General features: G+C 64.0%; 13 protein-coding genes. 2 read left to right on the top strand and 11 right to left on the bottom strand.

From position 1 onward, the window contains the following. Window position 1 precedes the first annotated feature (1 nt). The 7 genes from ASG20_RS18025 to ASG20_RS18055 all read right to left on the bottom strand — a co-directional run bounded on the left by ASG20_RS18025 (window position 2) and on the right by ASG20_RS18055 (window position 10,373). A complete protein-coding gene (locus ASG20_RS18025; RefSeq protein WP_056056126.1) occupies window positions 2–3,658 on the bottom strand; it encodes a glycosyltransferase in 3,657 nt (1,218 codons plus the stop codon). Next, window positions 3,655–4,251: an NUDIX hydrolase gene (locus ASG20_RS18030; RefSeq protein ID WP_056056127.1), complete on the bottom strand. Its 597-nt coding sequence runs from the start codon at window positions 4,249–4,251 to the stop codon at window positions 3,655–3,657. Before ASG20_RS18030 ends, ASG20_RS18025 begins: the two co-directional genes overlap by 4 nt. Beyond that, window positions 4,233–5,399, bottom strand: coding sequence for a glycosyltransferase family 4 protein (locus ASG20_RS18035; RefSeq protein WP_056056129.1), 1,167 nt, complete (start codon window positions 5,397–5,399; stop codon window positions 4,233–4,235). Before ASG20_RS18035 ends, ASG20_RS18030 begins: the two co-directional genes overlap by 19 nt. After that, entirely contained in the window at window positions 5,396–7,177 is a 1,782-nt protein-coding gene (locus tag ASG20_RS18040; protein ID WP_168371643.1) for a glycosyltransferase, read from the bottom strand. Before ASG20_RS18040 ends, ASG20_RS18035 begins: the two co-directional genes overlap by 4 nt. A gap of 81 nt (window positions 7,178–7,258) precedes the next feature. After that, the gene (locus ASG20_RS18045; protein ID WP_056056134.1) at window positions 7,259–8,185 is read right to left on the bottom strand and encodes a GDP-L-fucose synthase family protein; all 927 of its coding nucleotides are present in this window, start codon (window positions 8,183–8,185) and stop codon (window positions 7,259–7,261) included. A gap of 234 nt (window positions 8,186–8,419) precedes the next feature. Then, a complete protein-coding gene (locus ASG20_RS19815; RefSeq protein ID WP_201780750.1) occupies window positions 8,420–9,220 on the bottom strand; it encodes a hypothetical protein in 801 nt (266 codons plus the stop codon). A gap of 241 nt (window positions 9,221–9,461) precedes the next feature. Beyond that, window positions 9,462–10,373 (bottom strand): FkbM family methyltransferase, encoded by a 912-nt coding sequence (locus ASG20_RS18055; protein ID WP_082471073.1) that lies wholly within the window; start codon window positions 10,371–10,373, stop codon window positions 9,462–9,464. Window positions 10,374–10,957: 584 nt separating this feature from the next. Here ASG20_RS18055 and ASG20_RS18060 point away from each other — a divergent pair. Together ASG20_RS18060 and ASG20_RS18065 are read left to right on the top strand one after the other, a co-directional pair. Beyond that, the gene (locus tag ASG20_RS18060; protein ID WP_231420915.1) at window positions 10,958–11,776 is read left to right on the top strand and encodes an ABC transporter permease; all 819 of its coding nucleotides are present in this window, start codon (window positions 10,958–10,960) and stop codon (window positions 11,774–11,776) included. Window positions 11,777–11,805: 29 nt separating this feature from the next. Further along, window positions 11,806–12,930: a lipopolysaccharide biosynthesis protein gene (locus ASG20_RS18065; protein ID WP_056056138.1), complete on the top strand. Its 1,125-nt coding sequence runs from the start codon at window positions 11,806–11,808 to the stop codon at window positions 12,928–12,930. Between the two features lie 456 nt (window positions 12,931–13,386). Here ASG20_RS18065 and ASG20_RS18070 read toward each other — a convergent pair whose 3' ends face one another. The 4 genes from ASG20_RS18070 to ASG20_RS18085 form a co-directional block, all read right to left on the bottom strand. After that, window positions 13,387–14,610 carry a polysaccharide biosynthesis/export family protein gene (locus ASG20_RS18070; protein WP_231420916.1) on the bottom strand — a complete coding sequence of 408 codons (1,224 nt, stop codon included), beginning with the start codon at window positions 14,608–14,610 and terminating at the stop codon, window positions 13,387–13,389. A gap of 88 nt (window positions 14,611–14,698) precedes the next feature. Further along, on the bottom strand, window positions 14,699–16,009 hold the full coding sequence (locus ASG20_RS18075) for a glycosyltransferase family 4 protein (protein ID WP_056056147.1): 1,311 nt from the start codon (window positions 16,007–16,009) through the stop codon (window positions 14,699–14,701). Then, on the bottom strand, window positions 16,006–17,097 hold the full coding sequence (locus ASG20_RS18080; protein WP_056056149.1) for a glycosyltransferase family 4 protein: 1,092 nt from the start codon (window positions 17,095–17,097) through the stop codon (window positions 16,006–16,008). Before ASG20_RS18080 ends, ASG20_RS18075 begins: the two co-directional genes overlap by 4 nt. A gap of 74 nt (window positions 17,098–17,171) precedes the next feature. After that, a complete protein-coding gene (locus ASG20_RS18085; RefSeq protein ID WP_082471074.1) occupies window positions 17,172–19,337 on the bottom strand; it encodes a glycosyltransferase family 4 protein in 2,166 nt (721 codons plus the stop codon). Between the last annotated feature and the right edge of the window lie 50 nt (window positions 19,338–19,387).

A 19,387-nucleotide genomic window follows, 5' to 3' on the forward strand; every position in this document is an offset into this window, starting at 1 on the left:
CTTAAATCTCAAGCGAGAAACCAGAACGATCTGGGGCAGAATCTATCATGACTTCAAACAAAATGAAGCCAAGTTCCTGCCCGGGCGGACGCAACACGTCGCTGACTTCCAACGTTATATCGATATCCCCGACCGGCCAGTCCACCAGCCATGCGCGACGCTCGACGTGACCGATCGGGCCCGCCAACGGTGCACACCAGTCATAGGCCCGGCCTGCGATCACCGGGCGCACGCGTTGATCGCGGACGCCCGCGGCCAAGGCGAGACGCAGTGTCCGAGGTCCGCCAGTCGCGGTTCGCACGCGGATCTGGCATGTGTCGCCCAGGCTCCATCGGAAGGGGGCGTGTAGTCCTTCCTGCGGGACCGCCGGTTCTTCGGGCAGAAAGTTCGCCACGCGCTGCCAGTCGCCGTCGAACTCCAGCGTCGGCGTCGGCCAAGCTGCGGCGGGCACCAGCGCGAGCTTCGTTTCTTCCCAGCCAGGTGTCGTCGACACCGACTGACCGATCGCACTCAATCCGACCACATGGAGAAGCGGGCCGTCGACGTCACCATGCCGTTCGAACCTGACGCGGATCGGACCAGCATCGTATAGGCCGGCCACCGATACCGTATCGGCACCGTACTCGCCGAGGCAGAACGTCGCAGCGCTGTCGCCCGCATGGACGGTCCATGTGTCGCCGGGCGTTCCTCGAACGTGCACTCGCAGCCCCGATATGTCGGCATGATCGAGGCAGCCGACAATCTCCGCATCGCGTCCGCCGATCGACAGGCCCTTTTCCCCATCCGCAGCGATGAAGGGCAGTGCGTCGCCCAGCACCGCCATCGTCGCAGACCCGGCGATCGGATCGAACCAGCCGGGTTGCTCGGCGTCCCGGTAAGATCGCACCCGTACGGTTCCGCCGCGCAGATGCAGGGGCGACGATCCGCCGACACCCGAAAAATCGGAGCAGCGCTCGTCTATCGCGGTGGCAAGCGCCACCAGCGAACGCGTTGCCACGATCAGGTCGCGGAATCGGCACGCATCGTCCGCCGTGTCATGCTGCACGTGCGTCGCGATTCCCAAAGCGTCCAGTTCATCGTCGGGCCGCAGAACAGTACCGCTCTGGTCGAGGACCATGAGGCCGCACGCCCATGCTGCGCCGGCAAGCATCGTGCCGCCCGGTTCGGAGACGACCGCGGCGTCCGCTGCGCTGAGCAGATACGACAGCAGCAGCGGGTCGGCGATCGTGCCCAGCGCAAGCACCGCGCATCCGGGCGTCTCGGACGATGAACTATGGCCGAAGTTCAGGATCCGCGACGGGCCCTCCACCATCGCGGCGACCCGCGCGATCGCGGTCGCCGTTTGCTCTGCGGATGCCTCGGCGATGCAGACGATCCGCTCGTCCGCGGCAAAGCCCAGACGCTGGCGAGCCTCGCGCCGATGCCGCGGGAGAAGCAGATCGGTATCCACCGCCAGCGGCAGGTCGACCGCCTCGCCTGCATGCCGGACGAGACGTAGCGTTCCGCCATCGCTGGCGATCGTCAACGCTGCATCGGCGCGGTCGGCGAGACCTTGCGACGCGATGACCAAGGCACCGGGCGGCAGTGCCGGCACGGTACCGGCGCCGACGACGACGTGGCGCACGTCATATCCGAGCAGCGCCAGCCCCGCCGCAAGCAGCGCGGCCGGTGTCCGCCCGAGCAGCGGCCGATCGCCGTCGAGCACCCATATCACCGGTGGATCGAACACCGTGGTCGTCCGCGCGACCGCCTGGGCAAGCGCACAGCCGAGCCGGAGTACTACGGCGGTTTCAGCGGTGGCGCGGTACAAGACCGGTGCCGCGCCCTGGATGCTGGACAGGTGCAACGAGGCCCCCATCGAATCGCGCGCGTCGACGAACCCCGCCGCAGCGCCGGCGCCGGTCGCATCGAGCAGCGCGGATGCCGCGTCGATGCCGCGCGGAGTCATCACAGACCCGCGCCGCAGGATCAAAACCTCGTCATGGCCTGCGGCATGAAGCATCTGGCGCAACAGCTCGATGTCGATGTGCGGACCGGCGATATCGATGCAGCCGGCGATGTCAGCGTCCCGAGCACGAACGACCCGGTCCAGCACCGCGCTTTGTGGATCGCAGACGACGAAGATCGCCGTGCCGACCGGCGCAACCGCGGCGCAGCCGGTCAGGCTCAGGTCGAGCAGATCGGGCTCGTCGTCGTCGCACAGGACGGCGATCGCCAGCGCCGGACGATCGGACCGCATCGGCTGGGGAGGGGGAAGAACCGGTCGGCGCAGGAACGCTTCGTCGGTGCTGGTCGCTTCGCACCGGATCAGCAATACGGAGCGCGCATCGGGAGGCCCGTTGCAGTCGATGAACAGGCTGTTTTCACCGGGCTCGAGCCAGCGCACGGTTTCGATCACCTGATCGATGAGGGGTATGGGATTCTCAAGCGTAATCGGCTGCGGTTCGCGCACGCCGATGCCGAGACCGATGACGATATCCTTGCGGCTCGCGCGAAGCGTCAGGCGAAGCCGATAGCGACCGCTCGCCCGCACGCGTATCGCGATCTCGGCCCGGCAACCATCGATCCAGCGAATACCGCCCGGGAGCTGATATTGCGGATAGGGTCCTTCCGGTGCGGCGAACCCCGTCACCGGACGACAGACCGCACTGATCTCCGGGCGACCGTCGCGCAGGAGTGCGGGTGCCGTGAGCATTGCGGGGTCGTAGGCGGTCTCGATCCACCGTGCGCTCGCTTGGTCGAACGTGACGATCGTGCCGAGCACACTCAGTTCGGTGGTGTCCGGCAAGGCCGCAGCCGTGTCGATCTCGCGGCGATAGGCGTCCATGTCGCCCGACAACTGCCCGAGGCGACGACGGTGAAACCCCGTCAACGAGTCGACCGTACTGTGCCCGGCAACGCGCGCCATGCGGCGCCAGAGATCCCAGTCGCCGGCCAGACGAAACGCCGGATCGACGCCCCCTACCGCGTTCCAGACCCGCCCCGAAAAAAACGTCCCCTCCTGCATCAGGAAGGATAGCGTGCGGCCATCGTGAAGGCCGTCGGCCAACGCCTTGCGCGCGTAGGGAAGTGCCGGTGCCAGCACGATCACCGCGCCAGCCTCGTTGAGCAAGGCGGTCCGGCCGCTGAGGAATTCGCACCCCGGTATGTCTTCGAAAACGCCGCCCACGGTCACCAGCGCGCCTTGCGCCAAGCCGTCGTCGCTGTTGATCCAGGTCAGGATGTCAGTGTCTTGCGGTGCCAGTCGCGCAAACCCGCGCTGCAACGCATCGTACATCCCGCCATCTCGCTCGGACTCGAAGCTGAAGACGATATTGCCCGCATGGGGGATGTAGAGGCCCTCACGCAATCGTCGGTCCCACGCGTGCAGCTTGTCCACCGTACCGTCGGTCGAGCCCCCGTCCTGCACGTGATAATGAAGCGAATATCCGGGGACGCCCTGTCGCAGGACCGAAGCGACCGCCTCGTCGATGAACGCCTCGGCATTGAAGACGGGCGTGACGATCAGGAAGCGTCGCAGGCCTATCTCGGGCGCATGGGGTGCGTGCCCGTCGTCAGCGGTTTCGACCGGTTCGTCGAAATGCGATTGCGGCAAGGGGGCCTGCGCTTGCATCAGCAAACGCAAGCGGTGGGCAAGCGCCACATAGGCCTGCTTCAAGCGAACAGGTCCGGCCGACGAAGGCGTAGCGCCTGAACGAGGATCAGTGTCTTGGCGTCGAGCAGTCGCCCGTTATCGGCGTCTTGAGCCAGTCGCGCCAGCGGGAGTTCATGCACCATGATGTTCTCGTGCTCATCGTCGCACCCGCCACCTCGGCCGGTTCGGTCCGCCATAGTATAGGGGGCAAGGAATAGATCCAGCCGTTCGGTCGAGATCGACGGCATCGTCCATAGACAGACGACATGCTCCAGCGATTCGAGTTCGACGCCCGCCTCCTCCATCGCTTCCGCACGCACGCGCGTGGCGGGATCGGCCGCGTCGAGCCGACCTGCGATCGCCTCGAGTACGGGGGCGCCCCCGCTGAGCATCACGGCTGCGCGCGGCTGGGAGATGAGCAACGCGGTCCGGCGCTCACCATCATAGGGCAGTACCGCCACACCAGGCCCATGATCCTCGACGTGACGCTCGACCAAGGCGCCATCGGGCATTGCCATGCTCACCCGGCTGACGTTGATCCATCCCTGCAACACCATGTCGACCGCAGCGACGCGCGCACCCGCGTCTTCGGCCACGGTCACGCCGTCGGTGCCCATGTATTGACGTCGACCGCCGCCTGAAGCCGGCGCAGCGATTGCCATGTCTCGGCAAAAGCGAGGTAGTCGGCCTGTTGACCGAGCTTGGCTGTCTCGCGCGCCGCGTCCGCGATCGTCGAGACCAGAGCCGACCAGTCGAATAGCGCCGCCCGCTCCAGCCCGGCGCGGCGCAGATCGTTCCGCACCGACTGCGACATCAGTTTTCCGAGTGCGGCCGCCATCTCCGACCGCGAAGCGCCGTCGATGATCACGCAGGCATTCCCCGTCACCTCGGACAGCGATCCGCGCGCGGTCGTCACGACCGGGCATCCGCAGGCCATCGCCTCGAGAACAGGCAGGCCGAAGCCCTCGTACAGCGAAGGGTAGATCAAGCCTGCTGCACCCGACAGCGCAGCCGCCAGATCATCGTCGGACAATTGAATCCGCTCGGCCTTCACGGCTGGCGGCAATGCCGCCAGTTTTTCAGGAGCGATCGTCGGCTCGCCACCGATGCACAGGATGTCGAAGGCATCGATCCCGAAGGTGGCCATCGTATCGAACAGCAAAGCCCCGTTCTTGTAGTTGAGATGCTGCTCGCGCGAACCGACCGTAACCAGATAGGGGCGTTGGTCGAAACCGACCCGCTGCCGGAATGCCGCGACCCGCTCCTCGTCGACCGGGTGGAACACCGCGTGGTTGAAACCCGGATGCGCGACGTCGACCTGATCAAGCGTCGGATAGCAGGTCAGCAAATCCTCGCGCGTGCTCCGCGAAATTGCGATGTGCCGCCTGGCATAGGCGATCGCGACGGCCTTCTCCTGCCAATGACGGTGCTTCAGGTCGAACTCGAACAGTTCGGGGATCATGTCGTAGACGACGAGGACCATCGGCGTCGACAGCGGTGTCGTGTAATAGGTCGATGTGAAGACATCGATCGCGTAGAAATCGCAGATGCGTTGGATCAGTTCGCTGTCGTCCGCGGTGTAGAGATCCTTGTAGGTGGGAAACGGGATCCGCGTCACACCCTCGAGCGTGGGCATCCCGCCGCGGTCGAGCACCAGCACGTCGAGACCATCGATCGCGGCTAGCGCAGGCAGCACCGCTTGCCAGACGCGGGCGATGCCCGAACTCGCCAACTGGAAGAACACGCCGTCGACAAGAAGCTTCATGCCACCGCTCCTTCGCGCCGCGTGCCCAGCGCTAGCAGCGCGGACTGGACGATGTCGTACCGACGCCCTTTCCGCAGCGGCGCCGCGTCGATCTCATCGACTCTGGCGAGAAACTCGTCGTCGGAGATCACCAGCATGGGCGAGACGATCTTGCGATAGAGTTCGCGCGAAACCGCATAGGCTTCGATCGCACCGCGCGTGTCCGGGCGCGTGGACATGCCGTCGGGATTGACGAAATAGGCGGCATGGGCCTCGTTCACCTTGTAGAAGATCTTTCCGGCCACCAGACAGCGCAACCAGAACTCGAAGTCGGCCGCAGACTGCAGCGACTGGTTGAACAGGCCGACGTCGCGGTGCAGCGCAGCGCGCCACATCGGCGCGTTGTGGGGACTGTTGAACTCCATCAGATTGTACCGGCTGACGACCGGCAGGTCGCTGCAGAAGTCGCGTTTCGCAATCTCGTCGAACGGCATCCGAGGTTCGAAGGAATAGAGAACATCCTGGTAGGTGACGTCGACGAAATCGAGCGAATCGAGAACGGCGGCCTGTATTTCGAACGAGTCGGTGCGGCGGATATCGTCGACATTGGCATTGGTAAGGTACCGCCCCCGCGCCAGTCCGACGCCGATATTCCAGGCTTCGTAGATACTGACGCGCGCATCCATCCGTTTGTAGATGATGTTGGGGTAGTCCCGACAGAATTCCTCGATGATCGCCTGCTCGCCCTCGGGAGAATTGGCATCGATGATGATCAGTTCGCAATGCGTCCTGAAGATCGTCTGGGAGGTCATGTTTTCGAGGAAGGAACGGATGAACGCACCGCCGCGATAAAGGCTCGTGATGATGCTGACGACGCAGTCCTCGGTCGGGCGAAGGCGGATGGCGCTGTCGGCACCAAGGACGTCGTGGTTCTTCTTGATCCCCGGGAGCGCCTTGCTGGTCCGCCAGTCCGCGATGTTCACCGCCCCGCGCGACCCGAATACATAGGCGAGATGAGGATCGTTGGCGTGCTGCGGCGGTAGCAGGCGTTTGCGCGCTTCGTCGCCGAAGAGTTGCCAGACCAGCGGCGAGATATCCAATCCCTGCTTGTCGACCATGCCGCGGAAATGATCCACCTCGGCAGCCGCGGCACCACGCCCCAACACGATTTCGAACGCAAGCTGGACCTTTGTCCCCGGCACCACGTCGAGCGCGCCGCGGATCAGCTTGGCCTCGGCGCTCTCGCCGATGCCGAAAACCACGTTCGACAGACGCCCGCCGTTGCCGACCGCACCTCGCCAATTTTCCAGGTCCGCCGGGCCGGGCATACGCCCCAGCGCAAGCCGGTACATGATCTCGATCGTGCGATCGATCGAGGCCTCGTCCTCGACCGAGTCCTCAGCAGGTTGGAGAGGCTGCAAGGCGTCGCGAAGCACCACGGCGAGCGCGGTCCCGCGTTCGACATCGTCGACACGCAACTCCACCTCATAGGCCGAAGGGGCATCGTGTCTGGCCGCTTCGAGCGCATGCGCGACCACCTCGGCAACGTCGGTTCGACCGATCGCCAGCATTCCCTCTGGGAGGCTCGGCCGGGGCGGCTCGGCTGCCTGGGCCCGGACGGCCAGCGCCTCCGGGCTATAGACGATGCCCGATACGGCCGCCATCGCGCCATCGTTCCACAGATTGCCGCTATGCACCGCCACTTCGTCGTCGCTCGGTTCCCGAGCGAGAAACGCACGATATAATTGCCGTACCAGATCGGCCGCCTGGTCTGCAGGTACGGCATGCTCGATTATCATCAACATTCTCGTAATCGAAGGGCTCGTAATCGAAGGCGGCTCGTAATCGAAGGGACCGCTACACGACCGCGACGCCGTGGCTTACTCGGCCGGGGACGCCTCCAGGAACGCGGCAACGGTCGAGCGAATGCCGTCGACCAGCTCGATCCTGGGCGCCCAGCCGAGCGCGCGCAGGCGGCTCGAATCCATCACTTTCCGAGGGGTGCCGTCGGGCTTGCTCGTGTCGAACGCAAGCTCGCCCTCGTAGCCGACCACCGACGCGATCGTCTCCGCCAGCTCGCGGATCGTGACTTCCGACCCGCTGCCGCAATTGATGTGCTCATAGTCGGTATAGTTGTCGTGACAGAAGACTACGCCCGCGGCCAGATCGTCGACATGCAGAAACTCGCGCATCGGCTTGCCCGAACCCCAGACCTGAACGGTCGGGTTTCCCTGTCGCTTGGCATCGACGATCTTGCGGATCAGCGCGGGCATGACATGGCTGCTGCGGAGATCGAAATTGTCGCCCGGGCCGTACAGATTGCACGGCATCACCGAAATGTAGTTGCGGCCATATTGCCGCATATAGGCCTGGCACATCTTCAACCCGGCGATCTTGGCGATCGCGTACCATTCATTGGTCGGTTCCAGGCTGCCGGTCAGGAGACTATCCTCCTTGATCGGCTGTTCGGCGAATTTCGGATAGATGCACGACGATCCGAGGAAGACCAGATTGTTGACCGCCGCAAGATGCGCGGCGTTGATCGTGTTCACCTGGATGCACAGATTGTCGTACAAAAAGTCCGCAGGCAGCGTGTCGTTGGCCATGATCCCGCCGACCTTGGCCGCACAGAAGATGATCGAAGAAGGCTGGTTCTGCTGAACCCAGTCGCGCACGTCGCGCTGATTGGTAAGATCGAGATCGGCACGGTCGACAGTGAGCACACGCCGCCCCTGTGCTCTGAGCGCCCGCGTAACGGCACTGCCTACCATGCCGTTATGGCCAGCGACCCAGACAAGCTCGTGCATTCAATACTCCATCGGAAAGCGGCGGTGCTACCATAGCCGTTTGTGCCGTCCAAGCCGGACACCCCATAGGGGTCTACGTTTCTTGTTCAACCTGCAGCGGTACACTCTTCGATCGGCGACCGCGCCGGGATCGGTGCGGGATCATCGGCATATCCATCTCCGCGCGCCCGATCTGGAATGCCAAGCGTGGGATGCCAAGCCGGGGATCCCGAACCCCGGATCCCCGGTACCGCGTTATCCGGTCCGCCCGACAAGGATACCAGGCAGATCGTTGCCACTGCGATCGGCCAGATCGAAAATCATCCCGATCTCGGCGCCAGCCGGCCCGTATAGTCGCCCCTGAAAGGCCCCTGCATAGGCACCATCCGCCGTCACCGCAGTACCGGCGAGACGGCCGGTCTGCGGATCGACAGTCCCCTGGAACACGACGTTGATTGTCGAACTCCCCCCGGTCAGCGTGATGGCGACGGTACCGGTGATACGCCGGGTTGCCGCATCGACGACCAGCGCCTGCCCGGCAGCCGACGTGCCGATCTGCGCTACGGTCAATCGATACGTGCTCGTCCCGGTGGTGGGCAACTCGCTGATGGAGGTCGGTGCGCCGATCAGCGCGAAGTTGGCCAGGCCCAATGGCTTCACCTGCTCGTCGTCGCGCACATAGCCGACATACGTCGTATCCGCGGACCCGCGATACACGGTGAGTGTCGCGGGGGAAGTACCGACCAGATAGCTGTAGACCAGGCTGTCGGCCGTCTGCGCGAGCGTAGCCCCCGTCATGCCCGGTACGATGGTCGTGCCGAACGCCGTGATCGCACGCGTCGCGGCGGTGTACGCGATCGTCCCGGAATCGAAAATACCATAGGTGAGCCGCGCGGGAATGGTCTGCGTCGTGCTCGCCGTGACCAGTCCTGCAAAACTGCGATCACGCGTGAAGTCGAATACGGGCTGATATGTAGACGGCGTAGGAGTTGGGGCCGGAGTAGGGGTTGGGGCCGGAGTAGGCGTAGGCGTTGGGACCGGTGTCGGAGTTGGCAAAGGGGAGGGCGTTGCTGTCGAGGAATCGCCACCACACCCCGCCAAAAGCAGAAGACACGCCATCGGCAGCGGTAGATGCCGCTGGGTCGTCACGACCATTTTCATCCATCCGTTTCGCAAAGACATATCCCCAAGACCGACTTCGGCAGACCAGTCCTGCCCACTCGCCAATTCCATCCTTTCCACATCGCGTCGCCTGATGCCACGCCGTCTGGCGGTATTGGCATCATATCCGTTCGGTTCAGCGCACCAGCAGCAGCATGACGTCTTCGGTCGGGGGCGCCGCGAGGATCGCCGCGCGGGTGGTCGGCTGGATACCGGCCTCCAGCGTGATTTCCGCCAGCGTGAAACCGTCCGCGACGATCTGGTCGATGAATGCCCCTGGATCGTCGTACCGCATCCGCGCGAATTCGAGGACGATCGTCAGCGGCCGCGCCGCCTGCAGGATCCCCGCCATCCCGCGCCAGATCGCCAGTTCGGACGTATCGGCGTCGATCTTGATAAGATCGGCGTCGCGCAGCGCGGCAAAGCTGTCCAGCCGACAGGTCCGCATCAGGCGGGTCTCGGTCGCCTGATCGTCCGAGACCGGATGATCCGCGGGCAGCAGATGGCCGTTCTTGGGTTCGTCGGTCGGCACCACCAGCACGACGTCGGTTTCGTCATCGGCCAACGCCTGCTCGTACACCGTGGCGACATCGTGGAAGCCGTTGATGGCGATGCTCTGCGTCATCCGTCGCGCCAGATCGGTGTTCGGCTCGAACGCATGGACATGGCCGGTCGGCCCCACCAGATCTGCCATCAGCAAGGTGAAATAGCCGAGGTTGGCGCCGACATCGACGACCTTCATGCCCGGCTTGATCAGCGTCGCGAGCAGTTCGGTGAGCCACATCTCCCAATAGCCGTCGAGCAACAGATGGCTCGACAGGCCGACGTCGGTCGTGTCGACGATCATCTTGTACCGACCCAGCACCCGGCACAGCGAGCGGTTGTCGCCAAGATAGGCGTTGGCGCAGAGCTGACGGATCACCGCCTCGTTACGCTGCCGCGACTGGCTTTGCAGATGATCGAGATGGAACAGACGGATGCCCGCCTCGGCGGTCGATCGACGATGAAGGCGAGACACGATACTCGACAGAACGGAAGACTGATTCATGTGGGTCGCCATATGGCAGGTCGGACCATAAGGCGACCATTACCCGGTAAAATGGTACCGTCACGCGGCCCGATGCAGCAAAAATATCGGAGCGGTTTTCGAAATGGGAACGCCCGTTCCCGCATCTGGCGTGCAGTAGCTTGTGCCCCTCTCGCGTCCAAAAGGCCGAACGCCACCTGCTACAGGGCAGGACCTATTTCGATCGGCGTGGCATTCACGGTGAGGATAGGGCAACCACGTTGCGATCTTTCCGTATCTGCCACGCCCTGTCGCTGCCACACTCTGTCGCTGCGACGCCTGATCGCAAGGTGTCGAACGCCTGCGACCGAAGCGATAACGACGGAAGTGCCCTTTCCCTACCGCAATTTGCTGATATTGCGCGCCCATGGACAGTATCCCGAACGTGCAACTCTGTTGGGCAGGCTAGACTTGGCTGACACGCTTTCCGTCTGTGGTGCGTGGGCCGCGCGTGGTTTGCGGGGCGCATTGCATCGCTACCCCAAGACGCGTTGCGCGAGGGCGCGGTGCGTCTCGGCATCATATGCGCCGCGCACGTCGCCCTTCCCCCAGCTGGATATCCGGGCATGACGATGATTTCGGACACCTCTGGCTCGACCGGAGATCGCGGCTTCTGGCGCGGGTTGAAGGTTCAGGGGGATGTGATCGGCGCGCTGCTGATGCGCGAACTCCATACCCGCTACGGTCGCGAGAATATCGGGTATCTGTGGATTTTCCTCGAGCCGATGACGTTGGCGGGCGCGGTCGCCTTGCTGCATGTCGGTGGGGGATCGTCGCACGGGACAGGCATCAACCCGATCCCCTTTGCCATTCTCGGCTATACGCTTTTCATCATGTTTCGCGGCATGGTCACGCGCGCCGACGGTGCGCTGGAAGCGAACATGCCGCTGCTGTATCATCGTCGCGTCACGATCTTCGACATGATGTTCGCGCGCGCGTTGCTGGAAGGAGCGGGCACGATCGTCACGTACGTCGTATTGATCGGCTTCGTCATGATCATAAACCTTGCATCGCTGCCGGCACGCCCGCTGGAACTGCTGATCGGGATCATCCTGATATTCTGGTTCTCGTTTGCGGTCTCCTTGCTGATCTGCGCCTGGACGCACGACAATCGGCTGGTCGCACGATTCGTCCACCCCATTACATACATCCTGATGCCGCTATCCGGCGCCTTCTACCAATTGGCGTGGATCCCCGAGCCGTATCGGACGTGGCTGACATGGTTCCCGCTGACCACGGTCTTCGAGTTGCTTCGCTATGGCCAATTCAGTGCCGCGAAAGACACGTACGTCGATATTCCTTATATCGTCGGATTTTGCCTCGTGCTGACATATGCTGGATTGGTGTCGATCCGGGTGACGCGGCGTCGCATTCATCTTCACTAAGGTAACTAGACTTGGATAACGCCTCTTCAATGGACCAACCACGGCGCGGCGGTGCGCTGCTTGGCTGGTTGCGCGCACATCGCAACTGGTGCCTGATCGTTCTCGTTCCCACGTTGCTGATCGCCGCCTATTATTATCTGGTCGCTGCCGATCAGTACGTGTCCGAAGCGCATTTCGTCGTGCGTACATCTGATACCCAACCCGCCGCGCCCAGCGGGCTGGGCCAGGCATTGAGCCTGGTGGGAGGGGCTTCGTCCGAGCGGGATGCCTTGCTGGTTGCCGACTATCTGAAGTCGCACGATGCGGTCGATGCCTTGCAGTCGCGGATCGGTCTGACCGAACGTTTCCGTCGCCCCGAGGCCGATATCGTTTCGCGCCTGTGGTACGCGGATCCTACTCCCGAACAGCTCCAGAAATATTTCGAGGGCAAGGCCGAGGTCGAGGTTAGCACCGAGACGGGGATTACGACGCTGAAGGTGCGCAGCTTTCGACCCGAGGATTCCTACCGGATCGTCCGCGAACTGATCCAACTGGGCGAGAAGCGTGTAAACACGCTCAATCGCCGCAACTATGCCAATGCTGTCGCCATGTCGCAGCGCCAGGTGAGTGAAGCCGAGACCAACCTCGCCCAGGTCCAGGGTCAAATCACACGCTTTCGGCGTGACGAGCGCGATTTCAACCCGCAGGTGACGGGTGCCACGCGGACCAGCATGGTATCCGAGCTTCAAGGCCAGCTTGCGGTTGCCCGAGCCCAGGAATCGTCGATGGCCGCGGTTCTCTCCCCCAACAGCCCGCAATTGGTCGCTACCCGCCAGCGCGTTGCGGCGCTCTCCCGCCAGGTCGGCGCGGAGACCGCCAAATTGTCGCAAGGGCCAGGCAACGTCGCAGCCGGCATGGGTGCGTACGAAAATATAAAGATCCGTCAGGAACTGGCGGGCAAGCGGTTCGAGCTCGCATCCGCGGCGTTGCAGCGTGCGCAGGACGACGCCCGTCGGCAACAGCTGTATGTCGTGCCCGTGGTCGATGCCAATCTACCGGTCCGCGCGCTGTATCCGCAGCGTACCAAGATCGTCCTGACCGCGTTTCTCGCGCTCCTGCTGATCTACGGGATCGGCTGGTTGATCACCGCGGGTGTCCGCGAACACGCGGCGTAACCCGAATGGGTCCGGTCGGCGCGATGATTTGCGCCGACCGGATGATCATGTCGATCGGGCGGTAGAACCGTGACGGCCCCCTTGGTGTCGGAACTTGAAAAGCTTGACGCTAGGGCTGTCGGTGGCCGTCTCGCCGATGACCGATTGCAAGGCCCCCGCGTGGCAGGGCGACACCGTTCAAATTCGGCGCAATTCGGCACGCCCCATACGGAGCGGAAGGCCGCGCCGCGTGGCCAGCATACGCGGCGCGATCGTTTCGAGCGGCCAGATCTGATCCTGTGCACCACTATGAGCGCGTGTCGGGCTGCGCGCGCGATCACTCGCCCGTCTGCGGTTTCTCGCGCCAGAACGCCTTGTACGCAATGTCAGATTGCGACGGGTCCGCGGGCCTGCGCCTGTCCTGTAGAGCCATGATCGGTGCGCCGCAGCGCACCGATCATGGTATCAACCATGGTATCAACGCGTCGCGTTCTGGACGGCGATGACCGGCGAGAAGAGCTGGCCCAGTGCCTGGACCAGCTTCAGCGGCTGGTTGGCGGAAGCGTTGGCGATATACACCACGTCCTTGTCGCGCATCGCAAATTGCTGCGCCAGGAAGTAGTTCTGGGCGCGCAGCATATCGATCCGGTAGATGATCGGCCTGACCGTCGCGGGTGCTGCGCCCGGCTGCTTCGCCTCAAGCGCTGCCGCCCCGGCCGGGAGGCGGAAGACGAACACCGAGCGGGGATCGGCGCGACCGTCGTTCGGTCCGCCGGCACGCGCCAACGCCTCTGCCAGCGTCAGCGTCCGGCTTTCGAAGGGAACCTGCGATATCCGGTCGATTGCCCCGAAGACGGTGAAGGTACGCGGCTGCCGGATCAGCTCGATCCGGTCCCCGCCGAGCAGCACAAGATCGTCCGGCGACCCCGACACGATGGAATCAAGCGGTTGTTCCACGGTGCGACCGTTGCGCGTAAAACGTACGATCGAATCCTGCGTGCCGGTACCGGTCGCGGTCGACGAACCGGATTGCGCCGCACGCGAAATGCCCCCCGTATCCGCGATCACATCCAGCAACCGCTCGCGCGCCAGCGTCAACGGTACCCGACGCGGGGTGGTGACAGCGCCCATCACGACCACGGTGTTCGCGACGTTGCTGCGCAGCGAGACAATCACCTGCGGGCTTTGCGACTTGCCGCGCAGGCCGGCGAGGATCCGTTGCTGGACCTGCGCGAGCGTCAGCCCGGTGACCTGGATCGTCCCGACATAGGGTATCGTGATATTGCCGTTGCGATCGACGGTGAGGCCGCCTTGACCGAGCGCCTGCCCACTCGCCGACGGCGCATCGCCGCCTGCCATGCCACCGCCCCCGGCGATGCTCGCCCGGCCACCGAACAGCGAAACACCGACCTCGTAGATTTCGACCGACAAGACGTCGCCCGGCCCCAACGTGTCGACGAAGCCATCGGCCGCCAGCGTGGCCAGCGCACCGCTCGGCACGTCCACCGTCGACAACGCCGCGATATTGCCGGGCGCGATGTCGACGAGTTGATAGCCGATATCGTTCGCCTTGGTCGCGTCATGCGTGATCTGGCTGCCGGTCGGCCCGTTGCGTGGCAGCGTCGCACAGGCACTCATGGCCGTCATCACCAGCAAGGCAAGGCCGGGTCGAACGACCCGCGCCGAGTGCATAACACGCATTATCTTCACTCCAGTGTCACCAATCGCAGCTGCGGGATATAGTCGAATGGGTCACGTTCGATCCGGGAGCCTGCGCCTTGCCACGCGCCTAGCGTGTCGCGACCACTTGGTAAAGTTGGCGAATGCGTTCGGCAAAGACGCGCCCCGAGAAGGTCGCCGCCTGGATGGGCCCGTCTTGCGAAAGCCGGTCCCGCAATGCGCCATCGGTATCGAGCCGACGTATCGCATCGACCATCCCGTCGACGTCGTACGGATCCACCGCGAGCGCCGCATTTCCGGTCACTTCGGGCAACGCGCCGGTGGTGCTCGACAACAGCGGAACGCCCGCCGCCAGCGTCTCCAGCGCCGGCAGCCCGAAGCCTTCGTACAGCGCGGGGAACAGGCTTGCCTTGGCACCGTGCAGCAGATCGGTCAGCAACGCGCGCGGGACGTAATCGATACGGCGGATCCGCTCGACCCCGGGCAATTGGCGACCGTGCGCGCTACCCAGCAGCTTCAGCTCGCGCTCGGCGTGCCAGGCTTCGGCCCCGACGATGACCAGCGGGGTTTCCAGATCGGCCTCGAGATACGCCTGGATCACGCGCCCGAGGTTCTTCTTGGGCTCGATCGCGCCGAAGAACAGGAAATAGCCCTTCATCTCCAGGTCGAACAGCCGACGCAACCGCCCGGCCAACCCGGCCGGATCGCGCAGCGGCGGGATGTCGCTCGACTGATAGCAGTTGGTGACCCGGTCGGGATCGGCGCCGAGTAGCTCGATGATATCGTCACGCGACTTCTCCGACACCGTGACGATGTGATCGCCGCGGGCGACGCAGGCGCGCGCGAGGCGGTCGTAATAGCGCTTGTCCTCGAGACTGGCGCGCGGCAGCCGCAGTGGCACGAGGTCGTGCAGCGTGTAGATGTTGCGCGCGCCGGCGATGCGCAGCGGCAGCGGATAGGTCCAGTGCATGATCGTCGGCGGATTGGGCATCCGCAACGTCATGAAGGTACCGTAGCGGCGGAAATGTCGCGCGCAGACGTCGTAGATTTCGCTCAGGTTGAACAGCCGGTCGAACCGCGGCAACCGGTCTCCCGCATCCGCCATGATCGCGCGGCCGGTCACCGGGATCTCGATCAGGTCGTGCGCCAGCGGATGGACGCGCCAGCGCCGCACGCGTTTGCGCCAGGTCAGGCGGTTGGGGACATCGGCGCCCAACTGCCCGAAGAACAACGATTCCCGGAGATCGATATCGGCCTTGCGCGGGATGTTGACGCCGAACACGAGATCGACCGGATAGCCGAGCTGGTCGATCGCCGCGGCCAAGTTGCGGCCATAGGTGGCAACACCGGTGCCCTGCGGCAAAGCGAGATTATAGCCATCCAGTCCGATCCGGATGGGCGATGAAGCATGGTCGGTCATGCCATCCCGTACAGGGATAGCAGGCGCCGTGCATAGGGGCCGAACGCAAAGTGTTGCGCGCGCTGCCGGCCAAGCCGCGCCAGACGGTCGCGCAACGCGGCATCGCCGTCGATCGCGATCAGCCCGGTACGCAGCGCGGCCAGGTCGAGCGGATCGACCAGCAACGCGGCGCCGTCCGCGACTTCGGCCAGCGCCGCGACGTCGCCCGCCAGCACCGGCGTTCCCAACGCCATCGCCTCCGCCACCGGCAGCCCGAAGCCTTCGGCGAGCGACACGAAGACCAGCGCGCGTGCGCCCGCGATCAGCTGCAGCACGCGGCCGCGCGGCTGGAGCCCGAGCCGGACCGCGCCGGGGGTCGCCGCGATATGCGCGTCGATCCCCGCCGCATCGAGACCATCGGGTCCCGAGATCACCAACGGCGTCGTGATCCCGCTGGCGCGGTAGGCGTCGAGCAACCGGTGCAGATTCTTGCGCGCTTCGACCGCGCCGACATAGAGCAGATACTCGCCCTGGCGGAGGTCGCCGGGCAGCGGCCCCGTATCGGCGCCGGCGACATCGATCGCCTGGTGACAGCCCGTCACGGTCTCCGCGGGCCAGCCCATCCGGGCGACGATCTGGACGCGCGCCGCCTCCGAAACGGTCGCGAACTCGGCCCCAGAAGCCCGAAGCGCATCGAGCAGGCGACGCAGGCGCGGGCCGTTGACGGGACTGGGGATCGTCGGATCGAGCGGCAGCACGTCATGGACGGTGTAGAGGTTGCGCCAGCCCGTGACCCGCAAGGGCAGGGGATAGGTCCAGTGCATGATCCCGGGGGGGCCCGGCAGAGCGATCGGCATCGGCCGCTTGTGGATGTCGAAGAATACCTGCGCCTCGCGAAAGACGTCGCGGACCAGAAACCCTCCCGCAGTCACGGTCGCATGGCGGCGCCACGGACGCGCGGCTGCCAGCAGCTTGCCGATCCGCGAGCGGCGCAGGACTGGGCCGCCATCCTCGAGAATAGCGGGGTGGATTTCCACGTCCTGCAGGGCCGCGATGAGAGTCCGCGCGAATTGCCCGACGCCGGTACCGGCACCGCCATCGGACACCATTCGCCCATCGATGCAGAGCGACACTCCAGACGGAGGCGTCGCCGATGCTTCTTTCAAACGTGTACCGGCAGATATCAGGCTGACAAATCCTGAAGCGTCATGGTCTCGATCAGTTCTTGGCGTGCAAGCGTATTTTCAGCGCGCGCATACCCGATGGACCGCAGCCCGATCGCGTAATCGCGCTTTTCGCCCGGCAGCTGGGTATAGATACCGACGACGTTGAAACGCAGATGAAGGCTGCCATCTTCGCCGACCACCGCCGGCATACGGATTGTTCCTCCCGCGAGCCTGAGGTCCTGCAATCCAATCGACGCCGTTTCCGCATCCGACACCACGTCGGATATCTTCAAACGACACTCAAACGCGCCAGGCGCGATGGAAACCTTCACATACGCCAGTATCGCCGTACCGGCCGCCATATCGGTCGCTATCGTCATCTCCGGACTGGCGCCTCGGAACCAGATTCCATGGTCTTCGGCAGCATAGAAAAATGCCGATTCCACCAAAAGACGATTCAGGCGTCGAAAATAGCGATGCGCATCGACCCGGTCACCTGGATAGACCTGGAACGAGAAGCTCTCGCCTTCCTTCAGCGTTGCCGTAAACGGCGTGATCGGCGCATCCTGATAGAGCTTTATCTTTTCGAGGAAATCGGCGCCGACATCGTTCCACGTCCGGGCAACGAAACGATCACGGATCGCCTCGACCCGACCGCGGAGATAGGCCCGATCGGTGATCATCCGCCGAAAGACCTCGACCCCCTGGGTCAGGTTGAAAGGATCGACATAGTCGACCAGGTCGCCACCAACCTCGGGAATGGACGACGTATCGGAGGCGATGCACGGGCGTCCGTGGAACAGGCTTTCACCGACCGGCAAGCCCCAGCCTTCGACGAAGCTCGTGAACACCGAGAATTCACATCCGGCATACACCGCGTTCAGCTCGCCATCGGACAGGTTGTGCGCGATGTGCAGTCGTCCGCCGAGATTTTCGGTCGCGATCAAGACATCGGTAAGGGCGCCGATCTTCCAGCCATGCCGACCGACGAAAACGAGATCGGGCACATCGACGCCTTCGGCGATCAGACGTCGCCAGGCGTTGATGACATACAAGTGGTTTTTGCGGCCCTCGATCGTCGAGACATAGGCGACGTAGCGCTTCCCCTTCACACGCCGAAGCTGCTCGGGCCATGCGACGGAATGACCGGCTTCGCGCGTCAGGTGATGCGCCAGCGGAACGGTCGTCATCGGGATCGGCCGCCCCCCGTTTTCCGCAATGAAGTCGGTCAGCGCGATGCGCGTCGCGTCGGAGATCGTCAAAACGAAATCGGCGGTGCCGCAGAGCTCGCAGATCGCCATCGTAAAGTCGGTTACCAGGGCATCGTCGCAGAATTCCGGATGCGTCACCGGGATGATGTCATAGACATAGGCACCGATCCGCACGCCATCGCGCTTCGAGCGCACAAAATGCTGAATGCTGTTCCCCAGACCCCAGAAAGCACCCAGCAGGATAATCGTACTCCCCTGGAGCGGCCGTACGCGTTCGGATGCGTCTTCGCACGCCATCAGCATCGCCCGCAGCGTTTCGTGGTCGACCTGCTTGCCCGAAGCATAGTCGATGACGCGCATCATCTTAGCGTTGTCGACCATCCAAAACTCGCCAGCGGGAAGTGCCGGCGTGTCAGGCCCCACATTGCTCAGGATGAACCGAACATCGATGGCGGCATCCCGGATCGCGTGCATGGCGATCCCCGCCTGCACACGCTGGATACCGGACATCGTCACATGGGCCTTGAGGTACCCAAAGAGATCCTGGATCGCGAAGAAGGTCGTGCCCTCCCCCAAACCCAAGGCTTCAGTTGCTCTGGTATCGCGGCGTAGCATGCGGATCTGCTGCATGCTTTCGGTGTTGGGTGCGATGTCGTTTACCCTCTCATATGCTGCAAGCGCGTCTTCGCCGCGACCAAGCCGGCGCAGGACATCGGCAAGGTGTATGTTGGCATCAGCGTCCCGGCTGTCGAGATCGACGGCGGTCTGATAGGCGTCGGCTGCCTCCGCGAGCAGCCCCTGCTCCTTGCGTGCATGCCCCAACTGAACCCAGATCGGCTGATCGGTGCGGTGGACCGCGAGGTGTCGCACATAGGCGCTGGATGCGCCCGCCCAATCGCCTGCGTTACGGCATTGATTACCCTTGCGGCGATCGCTAGCCCGGCTTCTTTTTCCAAGTATTTTCGAAAGCATGTTTTGCTCCTACAGCTCCCGAGCCGTCGAATTCCCGTGTATCGGCGCTC

The sequence above is a fragment of the Sphingomonas sp. Leaf198 genome (genome assembly GCF_001424005.1).
Lineage (GTDB): Bacteria > Pseudomonadota > Alphaproteobacteria > Sphingomonadales > Sphingomonadaceae > Sphingomonas.